Annotated in this window: 16 protein-coding genes; 7 read left to right on the top strand and 9 right to left on the bottom strand. The window is 67.4% G+C overall.

From position 1 onward, the window contains the following. Positions 1 to 417 precede the first annotated feature (417 nt). The 3 genes from V7S63_RS12340 to V7S63_RS12330 form a co-directional block, all read right to left on the bottom strand. Positions 418 to 1,203: a bestrophin-like domain gene (locus V7S63_RS12340; protein WP_336530429.1), complete on the bottom strand. Its 786-nt coding sequence runs from the start codon at positions 1,201 to 1,203 to the stop codon at positions 418 to 420. An 87-nt stretch (positions 1,204 to 1,290) separates the two neighbouring features. Continuing rightward, positions 1,291 to 2,040 carry an SDR family NAD(P)-dependent oxidoreductase gene (locus tag V7S63_RS12335; protein ID WP_336530428.1) on the bottom strand — a complete coding sequence of 250 codons (750 nt, stop codon included), beginning with the start codon at positions 2,038 to 2,040 and terminating at the stop codon, positions 1,291 to 1,293. A 99-nt stretch (positions 2,041 to 2,139) separates the two neighbouring features. Next, positions 2,140 to 3,762, bottom strand: a complete 1,623-nt coding sequence (locus V7S63_RS12330; RefSeq protein WP_336530427.1) for a long-chain-fatty-acid--CoA ligase — start codon at positions 3,760 to 3,762, stop codon at positions 2,140 to 2,142. Between the two features lie 117 nt (positions 3,763 to 3,879). On the opposite strand from V7S63_RS12330, the gene V7S63_RS12325 reads away from it, so the two are divergent. From V7S63_RS12325 to V7S63_RS12315, 3 genes are all read left to right on the top strand, one after another. After that, positions 3,880 to 4,356 (top strand): MarR family winged helix-turn-helix transcriptional regulator, encoded by a 477-nt coding sequence (locus V7S63_RS12325; protein WP_091837611.1) that lies wholly within the window; start codon positions 3,880 to 3,882, stop codon positions 4,354 to 4,356. Further along, positions 4,356 to 5,204: a patatin-like phospholipase family protein gene (locus V7S63_RS12320; protein WP_336530426.1), complete on the top strand. Its 849-nt coding sequence runs from the start codon at positions 4,356 to 4,358 to the stop codon at positions 5,202 to 5,204. Before V7S63_RS12325 ends, V7S63_RS12320 begins: the two co-directional genes overlap by 1 nt. Positions 5,205 to 5,436: 232 nt before the next feature. Next, on the top strand, positions 5,437 to 6,900 hold the full coding sequence (locus tag V7S63_RS12315) for an amidase family protein (protein WP_336530425.1): 1,464 nt from the start codon (positions 5,437 to 5,439) through the stop codon (positions 6,898 to 6,900). Between the two features lie 2 nt (positions 6,901 to 6,902). Here V7S63_RS12315 and V7S63_RS12310 read toward each other — a convergent pair whose 3' ends face one another. Genes V7S63_RS12310 through V7S63_RS12300 form a run of 3 tightly spaced genes read right to left on the bottom strand, consistent with a single transcriptional unit; the run spans position 6,903 to position 8,893 of the window. Then, positions 6,903 to 7,928 (bottom strand): DmpA family aminopeptidase, encoded by a 1,026-nt coding sequence (locus tag V7S63_RS12310; protein WP_336530424.1) that lies wholly within the window; start codon positions 7,926 to 7,928, stop codon positions 6,903 to 6,905. An 18-nt stretch (positions 7,929 to 7,946) separates the two neighbouring features. Next, on the bottom strand, positions 7,947 to 8,345 hold the full coding sequence (locus V7S63_RS12305) for a VOC family protein (protein ID WP_336530423.1): 399 nt from the start codon (positions 8,343 to 8,345) through the stop codon (positions 7,947 to 7,949). A 17-nt stretch (positions 8,346 to 8,362) separates the two neighbouring features. Beyond that, positions 8,363 to 8,893: a hypothetical protein gene (locus V7S63_RS12300; protein ID WP_336530422.1), complete on the bottom strand. Its 531-nt coding sequence runs from the start codon at positions 8,891 to 8,893 to the stop codon at positions 8,363 to 8,365. A 356-nt stretch (positions 8,894 to 9,249) separates the two neighbouring features. On the opposite strand from V7S63_RS12300, the gene V7S63_RS12295 reads away from it, so the two are divergent. Then, positions 9,250 to 10,632, top strand: coding sequence for an aminotransferase (locus V7S63_RS12295; protein WP_336530421.1), 1,383 nt, complete (start codon positions 9,250 to 9,252; stop codon positions 10,630 to 10,632). A gap of 531 nt (positions 10,633 to 11,163) precedes the next feature. Then, the gene (locus V7S63_RS12290) at positions 11,164 to 12,060 is read left to right on the top strand and encodes a metallophosphoesterase (protein WP_336530420.1); all 897 of its coding nucleotides are present in this window, start codon (positions 11,164 to 11,166) and stop codon (positions 12,058 to 12,060) included. 27 nt (positions 12,061 to 12,087) lie between these two features. Here the strand turns inward: V7S63_RS12290 and V7S63_RS12285 are convergent, their stop codons facing one another. Then, positions 12,088 to 12,684, bottom strand: coding sequence for a L,D-transpeptidase (locus V7S63_RS12285; RefSeq protein WP_100961839.1), 597 nt, complete (start codon positions 12,682 to 12,684; stop codon positions 12,088 to 12,090). A gap of 227 nt (positions 12,685 to 12,911) precedes the next feature. On the opposite strand from V7S63_RS12285, the gene V7S63_RS12280 reads away from it, so the two are divergent. After that, complete coding sequence (locus V7S63_RS12280) at positions 12,912 to 13,847, top strand: histone deacetylase family protein (RefSeq protein ID WP_442896466.1); 936 nt, start codon at positions 12,912 to 12,914, stop codon at positions 13,845 to 13,847. A gap of 10 nt (positions 13,848 to 13,857) precedes the next feature. Here V7S63_RS12280 and ribB read toward each other — a convergent pair whose 3' ends face one another. Both ribB and V7S63_RS12270 read right to left on the bottom strand, forming a co-directional pair. After that, complete coding sequence (gene ribB / locus V7S63_RS12275) at positions 13,858 to 15,144, bottom strand: 3,4-dihydroxy-2-butanone-4-phosphate synthase (RefSeq protein ID WP_336530418.1); 1,287 nt, start codon at positions 15,142 to 15,144, stop codon at positions 13,858 to 13,860. An 84-nt stretch (positions 15,145 to 15,228) separates the two neighbouring features. Next, positions 15,229 to 16,401, bottom strand: a complete 1,173-nt coding sequence (locus tag V7S63_RS12270) for a serine hydrolase domain-containing protein (RefSeq protein WP_336530417.1) — start codon at positions 16,399 to 16,401, stop codon at positions 15,229 to 15,231. A gap of 107 nt (positions 16,402 to 16,508) precedes the next feature. Here V7S63_RS12270 and V7S63_RS12265 point away from each other — a divergent pair, with 107 nt between their 5' ends. Continuing rightward, on the top strand, positions 16,509 to 17,132 hold the full coding sequence (locus V7S63_RS12265) for a TetR/AcrR family transcriptional regulator (protein ID WP_336530416.1): 624 nt from the start codon (positions 16,509 to 16,511) through the stop codon (positions 17,130 to 17,132). The last annotated feature ends 1 nt before the right edge of the window (position 17,133 follow it).

Below are 17,133 nucleotides of genomic sequence, written 5' to 3'. Positions count from 1 at the left end.
AAGGGGAGAAGGGGAACACCCCGGGGACAACGTCCCAATCAATCCCCGCCCCTGGAACCTGTCGTATTCTTCCCCCCGTCCCGTCCGACCAAGGGGGCTGTCGCGAGGCATCGTGCGGCCGGGCGGGAGAGCGGTGTCCGTCCTGAACAGCCGTCGCGGGCTGGAATGGCGGAGGGGCCTCGTCCGGGCGAAGCCAGGTCCTGCCCGACCTGAAGGCCCGGTGCGGCACCTTGAAGAGAATCGCGCGCGGGGTTCGGAGGCGGTGAGCGTCTGCCGTCTCGACACTTCGACATCGACATTCGACATGGTGGCGGAACGCTGCCGCAACCGGACCCCGCGCTCCCCTCGGGCTTGCGCTCGCCCTCAGACCCCCGCGGCGGAAGCCGGCGGGGCCGTGGTCGTGCCGAAGAGGTCGCCCTATCGCATCATGTCCGCGAGTGCCTCGCGCATCGCAGTGCTGGGGACGTGGAACACGCCCTGATAGGGGAGGCTGAGGTCGACGATCACGAACATGATGCTGGAGACGGAGAGCACCCCGATCGCCAGCACGATGGCGCTGAGAGCGCGCCGCGGAATCTGCAGGCCGAAGCTCAGGAAGACCAGGCTGAGCCAGAAGCTCAATATGCCGATGAAGAAATCCCCGGATGGGGCGATCGCATCCTCGATGACGTTCCATCTGGCGGACGAAACCTGCGCAAAGGCTGCACGGCAGCGCGTCGCGGTGTTCTCGAGGCCCGTGGTCGGAAGCGCATCCACCTCTGCCCCGATCTCGCTGATCAAGCGCGACAGCGTCCGGTCCTCGCCGCGAAGAGCCATGCCCGCAATGTCCGGCATGCCCGCGACCGTCGACGCCGCCTCGTGCGGCCAGGTGCTCGCGATCACCGCAGCCGTGTACCGCCGAAGCTTCAGCCTGATCGGATCGGCGGCCTCCTTGAACAGGCGCAGGCACTGATCGAGATTGGCGAGCCGAGCCGCATAGGCGGAGCGGTGACTGCTCGTCACGTCGAAGCGACTCCGCGCCGTCGACAATTGCAGGGAGAGGATCAGCGCCGCGAAGGTGACCATCAGGCCGGTCACCAGCCTGATCGAATCCATGTTCTCGCTGGTGAGGTGACGCTCGTGCAGGCGCTTGCGCAAGGCGATGCCTGCCAGCGCGCTCAGACTGAACAGCGCCAGAAATGCGAGGACCAAGAGGAGTTCCATGCGATCTCCCTGGCTCGGCCTATGGATCGGGACGCCCGGTCGATATGAGCCTCGCCTTGCCTAAGCCGTTCATTGCCTTTGCCCGGATCAGGGCCCGACGAGCTGCCCGCCATCGACGACGATGGTCTGGGCGGTGACCCAGCCGGCCTTGTCGGAAGCGAGGAAGAGCACGACCTCGGCGACCTCCTCCGGCCTGCCCATCCGGCCGAAGGGAATGCTGGCAAGGGTCGCCCGGTAGAGCTCGGGGTTAGAGGTCTTCCGGTCCTCCCAAGTCCCGCCGGAGAACTCGATCGAGCCGGGCGCGACCCCGTTCACCCGGATGCCCTGCTTCGCCAGCATCTTCGCCTGGCTCGCCGTGTAGTGCATTACGGCCGCCTTGATCGCGCCATAGGGCGCCGAGCGGGAGGAGGCCCGCAGCGCCGAGATCGAGGAGATGTTCACGATCGACGAACCCGGCTTCATGTGCGGGACCGCCGCATGGCTGCCGCGGACGATCGCCATCATGTCGACGTTGAGGGAGGCCGCCCAGCCCTCCTCGTCATCCGCATGGCCGAAGCCGGAGGCGTTGTTGACGAGCACATCCAGGCCTCCGAGCGCGGCTACCGCCTGCGGCACATAGGCCTCGATCGCCTTGGCGTCGGCAAGATCGACGCTTGAGCCATGGGCTGCGACGCCGAGCGCCGCGATCTCCCGGCGCGTCGCTTCGAGCGGCCCCGGATTGCGCGCGCAGATCGAGACCGAAGCACCCTGCTCGGCGAATCCCAGCGCGATCGCGCGCCCGATGCCTCGGCTGCCACCCATGACGATCACGCGCTTGCCGGCGAAGTCTTTGGCCATGCGGACGATTCCTTGCTGCTATGTCCGGCCTATATAGCTGCGGCGCGAGGCTTCGCCGCAAGGGCCGCCGCCCGCTGCCCGCGCATGGCAGGCCTCCCCTCACCCCGGCAGCCGATACTCCTTGAACATCTCCCGCAGCGCCGTCTTCTGGATCTTGCCCGTCGCGGTATGCGGGATCGCTTCGACCAGCACGACATCGTCGGGCAGCCACCATTTCGCGACCTTGCCGGTCATGAAGGCGAGCATCTCCTCGCGGCCGGGCGTCCTGCCGGGCTTGGGCACGATCACGAGGAGCGGGCGCTCGTCCCATTTCGGATGGGCGACGCCGATCACCGCGGCTTCAGCCACGTCGGGATGGCCGATGGCGAGGTTTTCCAACTCGATCGACGAGATCCATTCGCCGCCCGACTTGATCACGTCCTTGGAGCGGTCGGTGACCTGCATGTAGCCATGGGGATCGATGGTCGCGACGTCACCGGTGTCGAAGAAGCCGTGCTCGTCGAGGATTGGCTGATCGTGCTTGTAGTAGGCGCCGGCGACCGCCGGCCCGCGCACCTTCAGGCGCCCGAAGGTCTTGCCGTCCCAGGGCAGGTCGGTGCCCTCGTCATTGGTCAGGCGGAACTCGACGCCGAACTGCGGGTGGCCCTGCTTGACCTTGAGGTCGTAGAGCGCATCGCCCTCAAGCCCGTCATAGACCGGCTTGATCGAGCAGAACGAGCCGATCGGGCTCATCTCGGTCATGCCCCAGGCATGATCGACGGTGACGCCGTATGTCTTTTCGAAGGCCTCGGTCATCGCCCGCGGACAGGCCGAGCCGCCGATGACGACCCGCTTCAGCGTGTCGAGCTTGCCGCCGGTCGCTTCCAGATGCTGCAGCAGGCCGAGCCACACCGTCGGCACCGCCGCGGTCAGCGTCACCTTTTCATCGTTGAGCAATTCCAGCAGCGAGGCCCCATCGAGCTTCATGCCAGGCATCACCAGCTTCGCCCCGGTCATCGGCGCCGAGAAGGCGAGCGACCAGCTGTTGGCGTGGAAGAGCGGCACCACCGGCAGGACGACGGTGCGTGCCGACAGGCCCATATAGTCCGGCTGGGCGCAGCCCATGGCGTGCAGCACGTTGGAGCGATGCGAATAGAGCACGCCCTTGGGCCCGCCGGTCGTGCCCGAGGTGTAGCAGAGCCCGGCCGCGGTGTTCTCGTCGAACGTCGCCCAGGCAAAATCGTCGTCGGCCTCGGCCAGCCAGTCCTCGTAAGGAACGGCGTTCCGGAGCGAGGTCTGCGGCATATGCGCGGCATCGGTCAGGACGATGTAGCGCTCGACGGTCGGCAGCTTGTCCTGCAGGTCTTCCATCAGCGACACGAAGGTCAGGTCGAGGAAGAGCAGCCGATCCTCGGCATGATCGATCAGTTGGGCGATCTGCTCGGGGAAGAGCCGCGGATTGACGGTGTGGGTGATCACGCCCATGCCGCTGATGCCGTACCAGAGTGCCAGATGCCGGTCTGTGTTCCAGGCGAGCGTCGCGACGCGGTCGCCGAGGCGGATGCCTTCCTGCGTCAGCCTCTTGCCGATCCTGAGCGCGCTCTGGCGGATATCGGCATAGGTCGTGCGCCGGATCGGCCCTTCGACGCTGCGGGAGACGACTTCGCGGGTGCCGTGCTGGATCGCCGCGTGATCGATGATCCGATGGATCAGCAGCGGCCAATTCTGCATCAGCCCGAGCATGCGTTTCTCCCTGTCGTCTTGCTTCGCTTTTTGGCAGCATAGCCAGCGGACGGCTCGCGGCGAAAGCCCTCGCCTCCCGCTAGGAGATGAGTTAGTTTACAAGTAAACGATCTAGGGATGAACGCCTTGTCAGTGCCGCGCCCAATCCCCGCCCCGGAACCCATCGAGCCGGACCGCGTCTGGTTCCGCTTCATGCGCCTGCATCAGCGCATGCTCGGCCAGATGACCGCGCGCATCCGCGAGCTCGGTCTCTCCATTCCGCAATTCGACCTGCTCTCGACCCTGACCGAGCGCGAGGGCATCAGCCAGAGCGAGCTCGCCGAGCGGCTCTACGTCACCAAGGGCAATGTCTCCGGCCTGGTCGACCGCCTGGTGCAGGCCGGCCTCGTCGAGCGCCGCGCCATCGTCGGCGACCGGCGCTCCTATGCCATGCACCTGACACCGGAGGGCCGGCGCCTCGCCGAGGCCGGCATGACGACGCAGCGCGATTATGTCGCCCAGACACTCGGCAAGCTCCCGCATGACGACCTCGCCGAGCTCGATCGGCTGGTCCTGGCCTGGCGCGAGCGCGCCCGCGCCATTGACGCGCCCTGATGTTCGCCGGCCTGGCTTATGCCGGCGGCGGCAATCGCTGCTATTGGCAGGGCGGCTTCTACGAGACCGTCGCGCCTGAGATCGGCCTGAAGCCGCGCCGCATCGTCGGCGCCAGCGCCGGCGCCGGGGCGATGCTCTACAATGCGCTTGGGCTGGGCCCGACCGTGCGCGAGATGTTGCGCGAGGCCTGCACCGGCCGCACCTCCGAGGTCGACTGGGCCGCCTTCCGCCGTGGCGGCCGGCTCTTCCCGGTAGCGGAGATGTATCGCAGCATGCTCGCGAGCCTGTTCACGCCGGAGCGTCTGGCGGCGCTGAAGGCCCAGGCCGATTTCCTGATCGCGATCTCGCGGCCGCCGCGCTTCTGGCCGCTTCCGGTCATCACCACGATCGGCATCGGCGCCTACCAGCTCGAGAAGCGCTTCCGCCGGCCGGTCCATCCGACGGTCGGGCGCAAGCTCGGCTTCCGGCCCGACCTGATCCGCATCGCCGACTGCGCCGATCCCGAACAGCTGGTCGACGCGCTGATGGCGAGCGCCGCCGTGCCGCCGTTCATGCCGGCCGGCAATATCGGCGCCCGCGCCGCGCTCGATGGCGGACTGGTCGACAGCGCCCCGGCCTGGGCGCTCGCCGAGATGGAGGCGGCCGGCGAACAGACTTTGGTATTGCTGACGCGCCCCTTCGCACAGGTGCCGCAGGTTCAGAACCGCACCTATGTCCGGCCCTCGCAGGTGATCCCGGTCAGCCAGTTCACCATCCGGAATTGGGAGGGCATCCGCTTCGCCTATGAGCTTGGGGTCAAGGACGGCGAGGATTTCCTGAGGGCGATGGAGCGGCGGAAGGCGGGATAAGGCTACGAACGTGAATGAGGGGCGCGGGGAACCCTTCTCCCGTGTGGGAGAAGGGCAGGGATGAGGGCCTGCCCTATCCGCAGAAGGCGCCACGGTGCCGTTGCGTTTGAGTGATCAGCGGCGGGCCCTCACCCCTACCCCTCTCCCATCCGGGAGAGGGGATCCCGCGTTTCATTGTCCCCATCAGCGACCTTAGGCTACGACTCGAACTCCCTACCCGCCGGACCTCCCGATGGCTTCGATCGATCTCACCGCCTCCGCCACGAGCCTGCGCGCCGAGCTCCTCGCCAGACGCTTCACCGCGACGGAGCTGCTCGAGGCGACCTTCGCCCGCATCGACGCGCTGAACCCCACGCTCAATGCCATCGTCGCGCAGGATCGCGACGCCGCGCGGGCGATGGCAGCTGAGTCGGATCGGCGCATCGCCACTGGGCAAGCCCGCCCGCTCGAAGGCCTGCCGATCACGATCAAGGACGCCTTCGACGTCGCCGGCCTGCCCTCCTCCGGCGGCCTGCCCGCGTACAAGGAACGCGTCCCGGTGGAGGACGCCGCAGCCGTCGCCCGCCTGCGCGCCGCCGGCGCGGTGATCCTCGGCAAGACGCTTGTTCCGGTCTTCTCCGGCGACTTCCAGAGCTACAACCCGGCCCATGGAATCGCCAACAACCCGTGGAATCCCGAGTATTCGCCCGGCGGCTCTTCGGGCGGGGCAGCGGTCGCGGTCGCCACGGGCATGAGCGCCTTCGAGCTCGGCTCCGATCTCGGCTCCTCGATCCGCTGGCCGGCGCAGGCCTGCGGCGTCTTCGGCCTCAAGACCAGCTGGGGTCTGGTCTCGACCTGGGGCCTGATCCCGCCGCCGCCGGAGCGGCGCACCTTGCGCAATGCCGACCTCGTCGTCGCCGGTCCGATCGCCCGCGCCACCGAAGACCTCGACCTGATCCTGCCGGTGCTGACCGGCCCGCGCGACCCGAATGTAGCGGGAGCGCCCCTGCCAGCCCCGCGCAGGACCGAGGCGAAGGGCCTGAGCGTCGCGGTCTGGGCGCAGGAGCCGTTCGCGCCGGTCACGAAGGAGGTCACGGACACTGTGCGCGAAGCCGGACGACGCCTCACTGAGGCCGGCGCCATCGTCGACGAGGCCGCCCGCCCCGGCTTTCGCTTCAGCGAGGCCTATGAGGTCTATGCGCTGCTGAATCACGCTGTCGTCGCCTATGGCCTGCCGCCGAAGGTGCGCGCCCGCATCCAGGCGCAGGCCGCGAAGTTCGCGCCGGGCGACCTCTCGCATCAGGCGCTGCAGGCGCGCGGCGCGAGAATGACGCCCGGCCTCTACCAGCAGCTCCACCAGCGCCGCCTCGCCTTGAAGCGGCAATGGGCCCGCTTTTTCCAGAACTGGGACGTGCTGCTCTGCCCGCCCGCCCCGGTCGCAAGCCAAAAGCACGACCATCTGCCCGATTTCCACGCCCGCCGGCTCGACATCGACGGCGTAGAGCGGCCCTATCTCGACTTCCTGTGCTGGGCGAGCCTCGCCACCGGCTCCGACCTGCCGTCGCTGAGCGCGCCGGTCGGGTTCTCGCAGGCCGGTCTGCCGACCGGCGTGCAGATCATCGCACCCTTCGGCGAGGACCGGACGGCGATCGCGGTCGGGGCGATGCTGGAGAGGCTGGGCGGCGGCTATCGCGTGCCGCCTGTCGCTGCGGCCTGAGCCTACAGACAATCCGCCAGCGACGGCCGGCGGTTGCCGTCGCGGCCGACCGTCTCCGGTGCCGCCAGCATTGCGTTCAGCACCGCCTCCTGCGTCGCCTCGGCCGCGGCGCGGAAGGCCAGGTCGATCCGGTTCTCGTTGAGGGCGGTGAGCGGGACGAGATCGGCCTCCTCGAAATGCGCGATCCGGCCCGCGGTCGAGAAGGCGATGGCGATGTCGCCGCTGCCATTGCCCCAGAAGGCGCCGAGCCGCGCCAGGCCCGCGCCGCAGCGCCGGGCGATGCGGCTGAGCTGCCGGCTTTCCAATGGCAGGTCGGTCGCCAGGATGATGATCACCGAACCGCGCTCCGGCGGCTGGGTGCCTTGCTCGGGCGGCACCGGCCGGCGGCCATCCGGCAGGACAAGGTCGCCGGCATTCCCGAAATTCGCCTGCACCAGCACGCCGACCGTGAAGCTGCGGCCATCGAGCTGGACCAATCGCGAGGCCGTGCCGATCCCGCCCTTGAAGCCGAAGGCGCTCATGCCGGCGCCGGCGCCGACCGCGCCCTCCTCGACCGGTCCGCTTTTGGCCGCATCGAGCGCGGCATCCGCATCGGCAACCGTCAGGCGGCGAGCGCGGATGTCAGAGAGGAAGCCGTCATTGCATTCGAGCACGAGCGAATTGACCGTACCGGTGCTGCGGCCGATCTCGGGATTGGTCGCGAGCGCCCGCCCGACCAGCGCCTCGATCCCCGCCGCGACCGCAAAGGTGTTGCCGAGCAGCAGCGGCGTCTCGATCTGGCCGAGTTCGGCGAGCTGCATCAGCCCGGCGCTCTTGCCGAATCCGTTGATGACATCGACCCCGGCCCTCACCTTCTCGCGGAAGAGGTCGCCGCCATGCGGCAGCACCGCAGTGAAGCCGGTGCGGATATCGCCTTCGCGGATCGTGCGATGACCGACGGCAACGCCGGCGACATCGGTGATCGCATTGAACGGGCCCGGCGGCAGCGAGCCGCAGATCAGGCCATAGTCCCGCGCCCGCTTGCTCAATCGAGTCTCCAATTCCGATTAGACGGCGGTGTTGAACACGGCTTCGATATTGTGGCCATCGGGATCGGTGACGAAGGCCGCATAGTAGTGCGGGCCGTAATGGGCGCGCAGGCCCGGCCCGCCATTGTCGCGCCCGCCATGCTGGAGAGCTGTCAGATGGAAAGCATCGACCGCTTCCCGGCTGGGAGCCGCGAAGGCGACGTGGAACCCCGGTCCCGGCGGCCGCTGCCCAGCCGGGCGGTGCTTCAGCGCCAGGCCGTCACCGCCGCCCGCAACACCGTAGCCGACCGCCTGATTGGCCTCGCCGGGTCGAAGGTCGCTCCAGACCCGGACGTAACCCAGCGGCGCGAGCACGGCATCGTAGAAGGCCGCGGCCCGCGCGATATCGGCCACGCCGAATGACAGGTGATGCAGCATCGGCCGTTCCGGCACGCTCACGCCGCGGCCTTGACCTTCGCGACGGTCACACGCGGCCGTCCGCCTGCGAGCTCCTCGCGCAGGACCAGCCGCTCGTCTGCAGCGAGTATACCGAGCGGCACGTCATGCGTCGGCATGACGGCGGTCGCCGACTTGTTCAGGAAGACGATCACCGGGCGGTTGCCGGCGGCGGCCCAGCGGCGCAGCTGGGTCAGATAGGGCTCCTTGCGCCAGGCCCGCGGCGCGCCGGGGTCGAGCTGGACGAAGAGCCAGTTGGTCGCCGGGTCCATGGTCAGCACGAAGCGGGCTTTGTCGGGCTTCCATTCCGGCCCGAGGAAGTTCTGCGTCATCCAGAGGCAGAAGAAGGCCCGGCAATGATCCGGCCGCGTCGCATGGATGCCGCAGCCCCGGCCGGGCAGGCAATGCCTGCACCAGCTGCCGGCGACGCTCTCGACCGCCGGCACATCATAGACCTTGCAGCACAATGTGCACGTGCCGCAGTCGCGGCCGGGCGCCGGCTGGTTCACCATACGGGCGGGATCGATCATCGGGCTCTCTCGAAAGCGCGCAGAACCATGCGCATCGTCGCGGCGGCTGGCAAGCCGGTTTGGAATGATTCCAGCCGCAATACCCGCCTCTCAGCCCTCATCCTGAGGAGCAGCCTTCAGGCTGCGTCTCGAAGGATGCTCCAAGGGGCTCCTGAACCATCTGGAGCATCCTTCGAGACGCGATCTGCGATCGCTCCTCAGGATGAGGGCTGCAGATTGGAAGCTGCCTCAAGAATCCGACGCGCCGGCCCCGCCCCGCGCCAGACTCTGCTCCGATCTGCAGGAAAATCGCTCAGCGCTTGCGCTGGCCGCGGTCTATGCTCGCATAAATCACGCATAAACATCGGGAGCCGGGAATGCTGACCAACCTCGCCGTCCGCGACATCGAGACGCTCGTCCACCCCTACACCAACCTCGCCACCCATCGCGAGGTCGGCCCGCTGGTGCTGGAGCGCGGCAAGGGGGTCTTCGTCTACGACACCACCGGCAAGGACTATATCGAGGGCATGGCCGGGCTCTGGTGCACCTCGCTCGGCTATTCCAACCAGGAGCTGGCGGAGACCGCCTATGAGCAGCTGAAGAAGCTGCCCTTCACCCATCTCTTCTCCGGCCGCAGCCACGACCCGGCGATCGAGCTGGCCGAGAAGCTGAAGGAGATCGCCCCGGTCCCGATCTCCAAGGTGTTCTACGGCGCCTCCGGCTCGGACGCGAACGACACCCAGGTCAAGCTGGTCTGGTACATGAACAATGCGCTCGGCCGGCCCAAGAAGAAGAAGATCATCTCGCGTCTAAAGGGCTATCACGGCGTCACCGTCGCTTCGGCTTCGCTGACCGGCCTGCCGGCCAACCACACCGATTTCGATCTGCCGTTGCCTGGCATTCTGCACACCTCGTCCCCGCACCATTATCGCTTTGCACAGCCGGGCGAGAGCGAGCTCGACTTCTCGGCGCGGCTCGCCGCCGAGCTCGACGAGATGATCCAGCGCGAGGGGCCGGACACGGTCGCAGCCTTCATCGCCGAGCCGGTGATGGGCGCCGGCGGCGCGGTCACCCCGCCCGAGGGCTATTTCGAGGCCATCAACGCCGTCCTCGCCAAATACGACATCCTGTTCATCGCCGACGAGGTCATCACCGGCTTCGGCCGCACCGGCGAGATGTTCGGCACGACCACCTACAAGATGAAGGCCGACACGCTTTCCTGCGCCAAGGCCCTGACCTCGGCCTATTTCCCGCTCAGCGCCGTGCTGATCAACGAGCCGGTCTATGAGGTGCTCGTCGACCAGAGCAAGAAGATCGGCACCTTCGGCCATGGCAACACCTATGCCGGCCATCCGGTCGGCTGCGCGGTCGCGGTCAAGACGCTGGAGATCTACAAGCGCGACAAGATCATCGATCACGTCCGCAAGGTCGCGCCGAAATTCCTGCAGCGCCTGACCAAGCTCGCCGAGCATCCGCTGATCGGCGAAGCCCGCGGCGTCGGCCTGATCGGCGGCATCGAGTTCGTCAAGGACAAGGCGAGCAAGGCACAGTTCGAGGCCAAGAAGGGCGTCGCCCTGAAGTCGACCAGCTTTGCCCAGGAGGAAGGCCTGATCCTGCGCGCTCTGGGCGGCGACCGCGTCGCCTTCTGTCCGCCGCTGGTGATCAGCGAAGCCGAGATCGACGAATTGTTCGACCGTTACGAGCGGGCGCTCGCCAAGACGCTCGACTGGGTCAAGGCCGAAGGCCTGATCGCGGGCTGAAGGCGCACTCTGGAACCACGACGTCATGCTCGCCCTTGTGGCGAGCATCCACGTCTTGAACACCGCATCTGGTGAAGGAAGACGTGGATGGTCGGGACAAGCCCGACCATGACGTGAAACGGCGGCTGGCAGTGAATTTTGCCTGCCGCCCCGCGAAACTGTGCCAAAGCTGACCAAAGCCTCGGTGTGACACGAAAAATGTCACGACAATTTCAAAATGCCGCCGCCGGCCCGACCCGATCGGCAGCGACATTTGCGGTGCTGACGGCCAGGAACCGTCGGCGCCACAACCGGAAACCGAGGATCATGTCTACGCATAAGCCGCGCCACCCCGCGCACCGCTCCGCCAGCTTTCATGACGCCAGCGCGCGTGAGGCCTATGCATCGCGCTTTCGTCCGATCGCGATTCCCGCCATTCTCGCGGGAACCCGCTGGACCCCGGCCGCGTTGACCTCGCAGCACAGGGACGTTCCGGCGCTCCTGCGCAACGGTTTCGAAGATTGATACGACGACCTCCGACTGAGACCCCAAATGCTTGACCGGCGCAGAGTTCTTCAGACTCTCGCCGGTCTTTTTCTGTCCAGCTTCGGCCTGGGCGGTTACGCCTATGCCTGGGAACCCGCGCATCAGGGCGTGACCCGCTACCGGCTGAAGCCCGCCCGCTGGCCCGAAGGGCGCCGGCTGCGGCTCGCCGTGATCACGGACCTGCATGTCGGCGGCCCGCATATGCCGGTCGCGCGCGTTCGCCAGATCGTCGAGCAGACCAATGCGCTGAAGCCGGACCTGACCTTGCTGGTCGGTGATTTCGTCGCCAGCCGAACCCGCAAGCCGAGCGACCCCGCACCGGCTGAATGGGCAGCCGAGCTCGCCCGCCTGGAAGCGCCTGCCGGCTGTTTCGCCGTGCTCGGCAATCACGACTGGTGGCAGGACGAGCGCGCTCAGAAGGAGCTCCGCGGACCAACCCAGTCCACGGTCGCGCTCGAAGCGGTGGGCATTCCCGTCCTGGAGAACCGGGCGGTCAGGCTCCAAACTGGCGCCGGACCGCTCTGGATCGCCGGGCTCGGCGACCAGGAGGCCTTCGTCCTGCGCCGTCGTCCGCGCGGGCTGCCCTACGGCCTCGACGACCTGCCGGCCACGCTCGCCATGATCCGCGACGACGCGCCTGTGATCCTGATGGCGCATGAGCCCGACATCTTCGCCAGGGTGCCCTCTCGCGTCGCGCTGACCCTTTCGGGCCATACCCACGGTGGCCAGGTCAGGCTGTTCGGCTGGTCGCCGATCGTGCCCTCGCGCTACGGCAACCGCTATGCCTACGGCCATGTCCGGGAGAATGGCCGCGACCTCGTGGTCTCGGCCGGGCTCGGCACCAGCAAGCTGCCGATCCGGCTGGGCGCGCCGCCGGAGATCGTGCTGATCGAATTGGGATGATGGGCGACGCCGCAGCGTCGCTCCGGGTCAGCGAACGATGACCTTCCCGCCGACAGCGGCGCGGTTGTAGAGGTCGATCGCATCGATGTTGCGCATCCGGATGCAGCCGGACGAGGCCGAGCGACCGATCGTCTCCGGCTCATTGGTGCCGTGAATGCGGTAGAGCGTGTCCTTGCCGTTCTGGTAGAGATAAAGCGCGCGGGCGCCGAGCGGATTGTCCGGCCCGCCCTCCATGCCGCCGGCGCGCGGCGCCAGATGCGGCCAGCGCGCGATCATCTCGGCCGGCGGCGTCCAGCGCGGCCACTCGGCCTTGCGCTGCATCACGGCCGTGCCGGTCCAGCCGAAGGCCTCGTCGCCGGTTGCGACACCGTAGCGGATCGCCTTCTTGTTCGGCAGGACGAAGTAGAGGAACTTCTCGGTGGTATCGACCACGATCGTGCCGGGCTCTTCGCCGGTCGGGTCGGTGATCTCGTAAGGCAGATGCGTGATCTGCGTCTCGAAATTCGGGACGAGCGCCATGTATTCGGCATCGCGCGCCGACAGCGACGGTGCATGCACCGTCTTGTACTGGCAGGCTCCGAGAAGCACCGACAGGCCGAGCACCGTAACGAGAGTCTGCTTCATGGGGTCCACCGCCGGCACCGAGACGGTGCTCGTTATGATGAATGCATCGTTAAAAAACGGTGACCCGACGAGAGACGGCCCGGGTCGAACACAGGCTGGTCTTACGGCGCAAATGACTCACAGGCAATGAAGTTCGGCACCTGCTCTGGCGTCTTGCTGCATTGCAGTGACAATATGGTCACGCTTGCGGGCTACCCCGTTTGGAAAGCTTCGCGACCATCGGAGACTTGCGCGTGCCGACGCTGCTGATCAGCCATCCTTCCAGCCTCCGCCATGTCACGCCGCCGGGCCATCCCGAACGCGCCGACCGCATCCGCGCCGTCCAGCAGGCCCTTGAGGATGAGCGATTCGCACTCCTGCAGCGCGTCGAGGCCCCGGAAGGCACGCTCGCCCAGGTCGCGCTCTGCCATCCCGCCGCCTATGCGCAGGCGATCGTGGAAGCCGCGCCCCAGGAGGGCATGGTCCAGGTCGACGCCGACACCATCATGTCGCCGGGGACACTCGCTGCGGCGCTTCACGGCGTCGGGGCGGCCGTCCACGCCGTCGACGAGGTCATGAGCCGACGCGCGACCAACGCCTTCAGCGCGATGCGCCCGCCTGGCCATCATGCCGAGAGCGACAAGGCGATGGGCTTCTGCTTCTTCAACAACGCCGCCATCGCCGCCCGCCATGCGCAGAGGGCCCATGGCGCCGAGCGGGTCGCCATCGTCGACTGGGACGTCCATCACGGCAACGGCACGCAGGAGATCTTCTGGGGCGATGCCAGCGTGCTCTACGCCTCGACCCATGAGATGCCGCTCTACCCCGGCACCGGCGCGCCGTCCGAGCGCGGTGAGCACGGCACGATCGTCAATGCCCCGCTTCGGGCCGGCGACGGCACGGACGTCTTCCGCGATGCCTTCGAGAGCGCGATCCTGCCGCGGCTCGCGGCCTTCGCGCCCGACCTCGTGATCATCTCGGCCGGCTTCGACGCGCATTGGCGCGACCCGCTCGCCAACATCAACCTGAAGGAAGCGGATTTCGCCTGGGCGACGCAGAAGCTGATGGAGATCGCCGACCGTCATGCCGACGGGCGGCTCGTCTCGATCCTGGAGGGCGGCTACGACCTCGAAGGCCTGTCGAAATCGACCGCCGCCCATGTCATGGCGCTGATGCGCGGCTAACCGGCGCCGCTCACTCCAGCGGCGCCGTCTCGGCGATCTCGATGCCGAAGCCGGAGAGGCCGACGAAGGCGCGGGTCGAGGACGCCAGGTTGACGATCGAGGCGACGCCTAGATCGCGCAGGATCTGGGCGCCGAGACCGACCTCGCGCCATTGCTGCGAGCGCAGCGCGTCCGAGCCGTCCTCGCCCTCGACACTCTTGATCGGCACGCCGGCCGAACCGTCGCGCAGATAGACCAGCACGCCCTTGCCCTCCTGCTGGAAGCGGCGCAGCACGCACTGGATCGAGGACGCGCCGCCGAGCACGTCCGCAACGACATTGGCGCGGTGCAGCCGGGCCGGCACCTTCTCGCCGTCGCCGAGCTTGCCCATCACGAAGGCGAAATGCTGGGTGTCGTCGAAAGGCGTCACATAGACATGGCCGGTCATCTCGCCGAAATCAGTCTTGACCGGGAAGGAATGCACGCGCTCGACCAGCTTCTCGCGCGCCTGGCGATAGGCGATCAGGTCGGCGACGGTGATCTGCTTGAGATTGTGCTTCTGGGCGAAGGCGGTGATCTGCGCGCCCTTCATCACCGTGCCGTCGTCGTTGGCGAGTTCGCAGATCACGCCGACCGGCGGCAGATCGGCCAGCTTGCAGAGATCGACGGCGGCTTCGGTATGGCCCGAGCGCATCAGCACGCCGCCGTCTTTCGCGATCAGCGGGAAGACATGGCCGGGCCGGACGAAATCGGCGGCGCCCATATTGCCGTTGGCGAGCGCGCGCACCGTATTAGTGCGCTGCTCGGCCGAGATGCCGGTGGTCAACCCATGCTTGACGTCGACGGTGATGGTGAAGGCGGTGCCGAGCGGGGCATCGTTGGAGGAGACCATCGGGTCGAGCCGCAGGCGGCGCGCCTCGCCCGACGTCAGCGGCGCGCAGACGATGCCGCAGGTGTTGCGGATGATGAAGGCCATCTTCTCCGGCGTGCAGAGCGAGGCGGCGACGATGAGATCGCCCTCGTTCTCACGATCGTCGTCATCGGTGACGATGACGATCTCGCCGCGCGCGAAGGCTTCGACGGTCTCGGCGACATTGCTTGCGGTCATGGCAGCCTCGCGCGGGCTCTGCAGGCCCAGAAAGTCGTTGGGGGTGACGGCGCCTCCGGTCGCGGCGGCGATACGCTCGGCGCTCTCGCGCGAGATCCAGGAAGTGGGATCGTTGCAGAGCGCCGTGACGCTGGCCGGAGACAGGCCGACCTGCCGCGCAAAGGCGCTGCGGGCGGTCTTGGTTTGCTGGAGCCAGGCGTCGAGCTTCATGGCATGATAGCTAGCACTGCCACCCTTCGATTTCAATGAATCGGATCGGCTTATTTCAGTATTACTGAAAAGCGCGATCTGGCGTCATCTGGCCGTGCCATAAACGGCATCGCGCAACTGCGTCACGAACGGCCCCACCATGCCCTCGAAGGCCGTGTTGGTCAGCGCGACCACGATGAGCTCATTGGTTGGATCGACGAACCAGCTGTGGCCGTAGGCGCCGCCCCATTGCAGCGTGCCCCGGGCCTGCGGGGTCGCGGCCGCCTTCGGGTCGTCGAGTACCGCCCAGCCATAGCCGAAGCCCCAGCCCGGCCCCTGCGTCGCCGCCTGGACTCCGACCTGATCCTGCATCATCGCCGCCACCGTTTCGCGCTTCAAAATCGGCGCACCGCCCGTCCTGATCGCCTCCAGGAACCGCAGCAGGTCCCCGGCGGTGCCGACCATTCCGGCGCCGCCCGAGGGAAATGAGGCCGGATCGAGGACGCGGCTCGGGGTAAAGAGAACACTGCCCGTCCCAAAAGGCACCGCCATGTCGTCCGTGATCTTCACGGGGGCGGGCCTTCCGTCGGCGTAGGGCACGGCGAGCCTCGTCGAATCCGCCACCGCAAAGCCGGTGTCCTTCATGCCGAGCGGGCCGGTAACCAAGCGCTGGACGATCGCGGGCAGCGGTTCGCCCGAGGCAGCTTCGAGCACACCGCCGAGCACGTCGATGCCCAGCGAATAACTCCATTTCGTCCCGGGAGCGAATCCGAGCGGCGCCTGGCCGAGGCGGCGCAGATTCTCCTTCAGGCTCAACCCGGGTTGGTCCATTCCGTCCGACACGTTGAGCGTGTGATAGGCGCTGCCCGACGGCTCGAAGAAGCGATAGCTCAACCCCGATGTGTGGGTCAGGAGTTGGCGCACCGTGATCGTCGGCTGCGTCCGGTCCGGGAGGGCAGGCCGGAAATCCGGCAGGAAGCGCGTCACCGGATCATCCAGGCGAAGCTTGCCCTCCTCCACCAGCTTCATCGCTGCCGCAGAGACGATCGGCTTCGTCACAGAGGCGAAGCGGAAGATCGCATCTTCCTGCATCGGCCGGCCCGCCTCGCGATCGGCGAACCCGGCGGCCTGGTGATGGATGAGCTTGCCGCCGCGACAGACGAGCACGACGGCCCCGACGAGCCGCTTCTCCGCAATGGCCTGCGCGACGACGCGCTCGATTCGGGCCGAGAGCGCCGGATCGGGGGCCGGCTGCGCCATGGCTTGCAGCGAGAGCATGAGTCCGACCAGCAGAATGGGAAGGCTACGCATGGCGATCGACTTTCGATATAAGGAGCGATCGCTCCTGATATCGCGCTTCCAGAATGAATTCCAGAGTGGTCACTGTGATAAATAAGGATGAGACGGATCGCCGGCCGCGCGGCCGGCCGCGCGCCTTCGATCGGGAGAAGGCGCTGGCCGCCGCCGGCGAGACCTTCTGGAAACTCGGCTATGAGGGTGCTTCGCTCGTCGATCTCACCGAGGCGATGGGGATCACGCCGCAGAGCCTCTATGCCGCCTTCAAATCGAAGGCAGACCTCTTCCGCGAGTCGCTCGGCTGGTATCTCGGCGAGGTCGGCTCGGCGGCGCGTGCGGCGCTCGACGAGCCGGATATCGTCGAGGCCTTCAGGCAGTTCTACGCCGCATCCGTGCGCCAGTTCTGCAGCGAGGGGCAGCCGAGGGGCTGCATGCTGTCAGCGGCGCTAGTGAACTGCGGCAGCGAGCACGGCGATATCGCCAGGGAGGTTGCGGGCTACCGCGCCGCAAGCATCGCCCTCTTCCAGGCCCGGCTGGAGCGCGCCGTCGCCGAGCACCAGCTCAAGGACGGGACCGATTGCGCGGCGCTGGCCCGTTATCTCGGAGCGATCCTGCAAGGGCTCTCGATCCAGGCCAATGACGGCGCGGCTGCAGGCGAACTCGACGCCGTCGCGGAGCTCGCCGTCACCACGATCGCAAGCGCCCGGCGCTGAT

Origin of the sequence: Allobosea sp. CCNWLY174, assembly GCF_037120455.1 — a bacterium.
GTDB lineage: Bacteria > Pseudomonadota > Alphaproteobacteria > Rhizobiales > Beijerinckiaceae > Allobosea > Allobosea lupini.
Note: the sequence above shows the minus strand (reverse complement) of the source record. Positions and strands in the feature narration are given on the sequence as shown.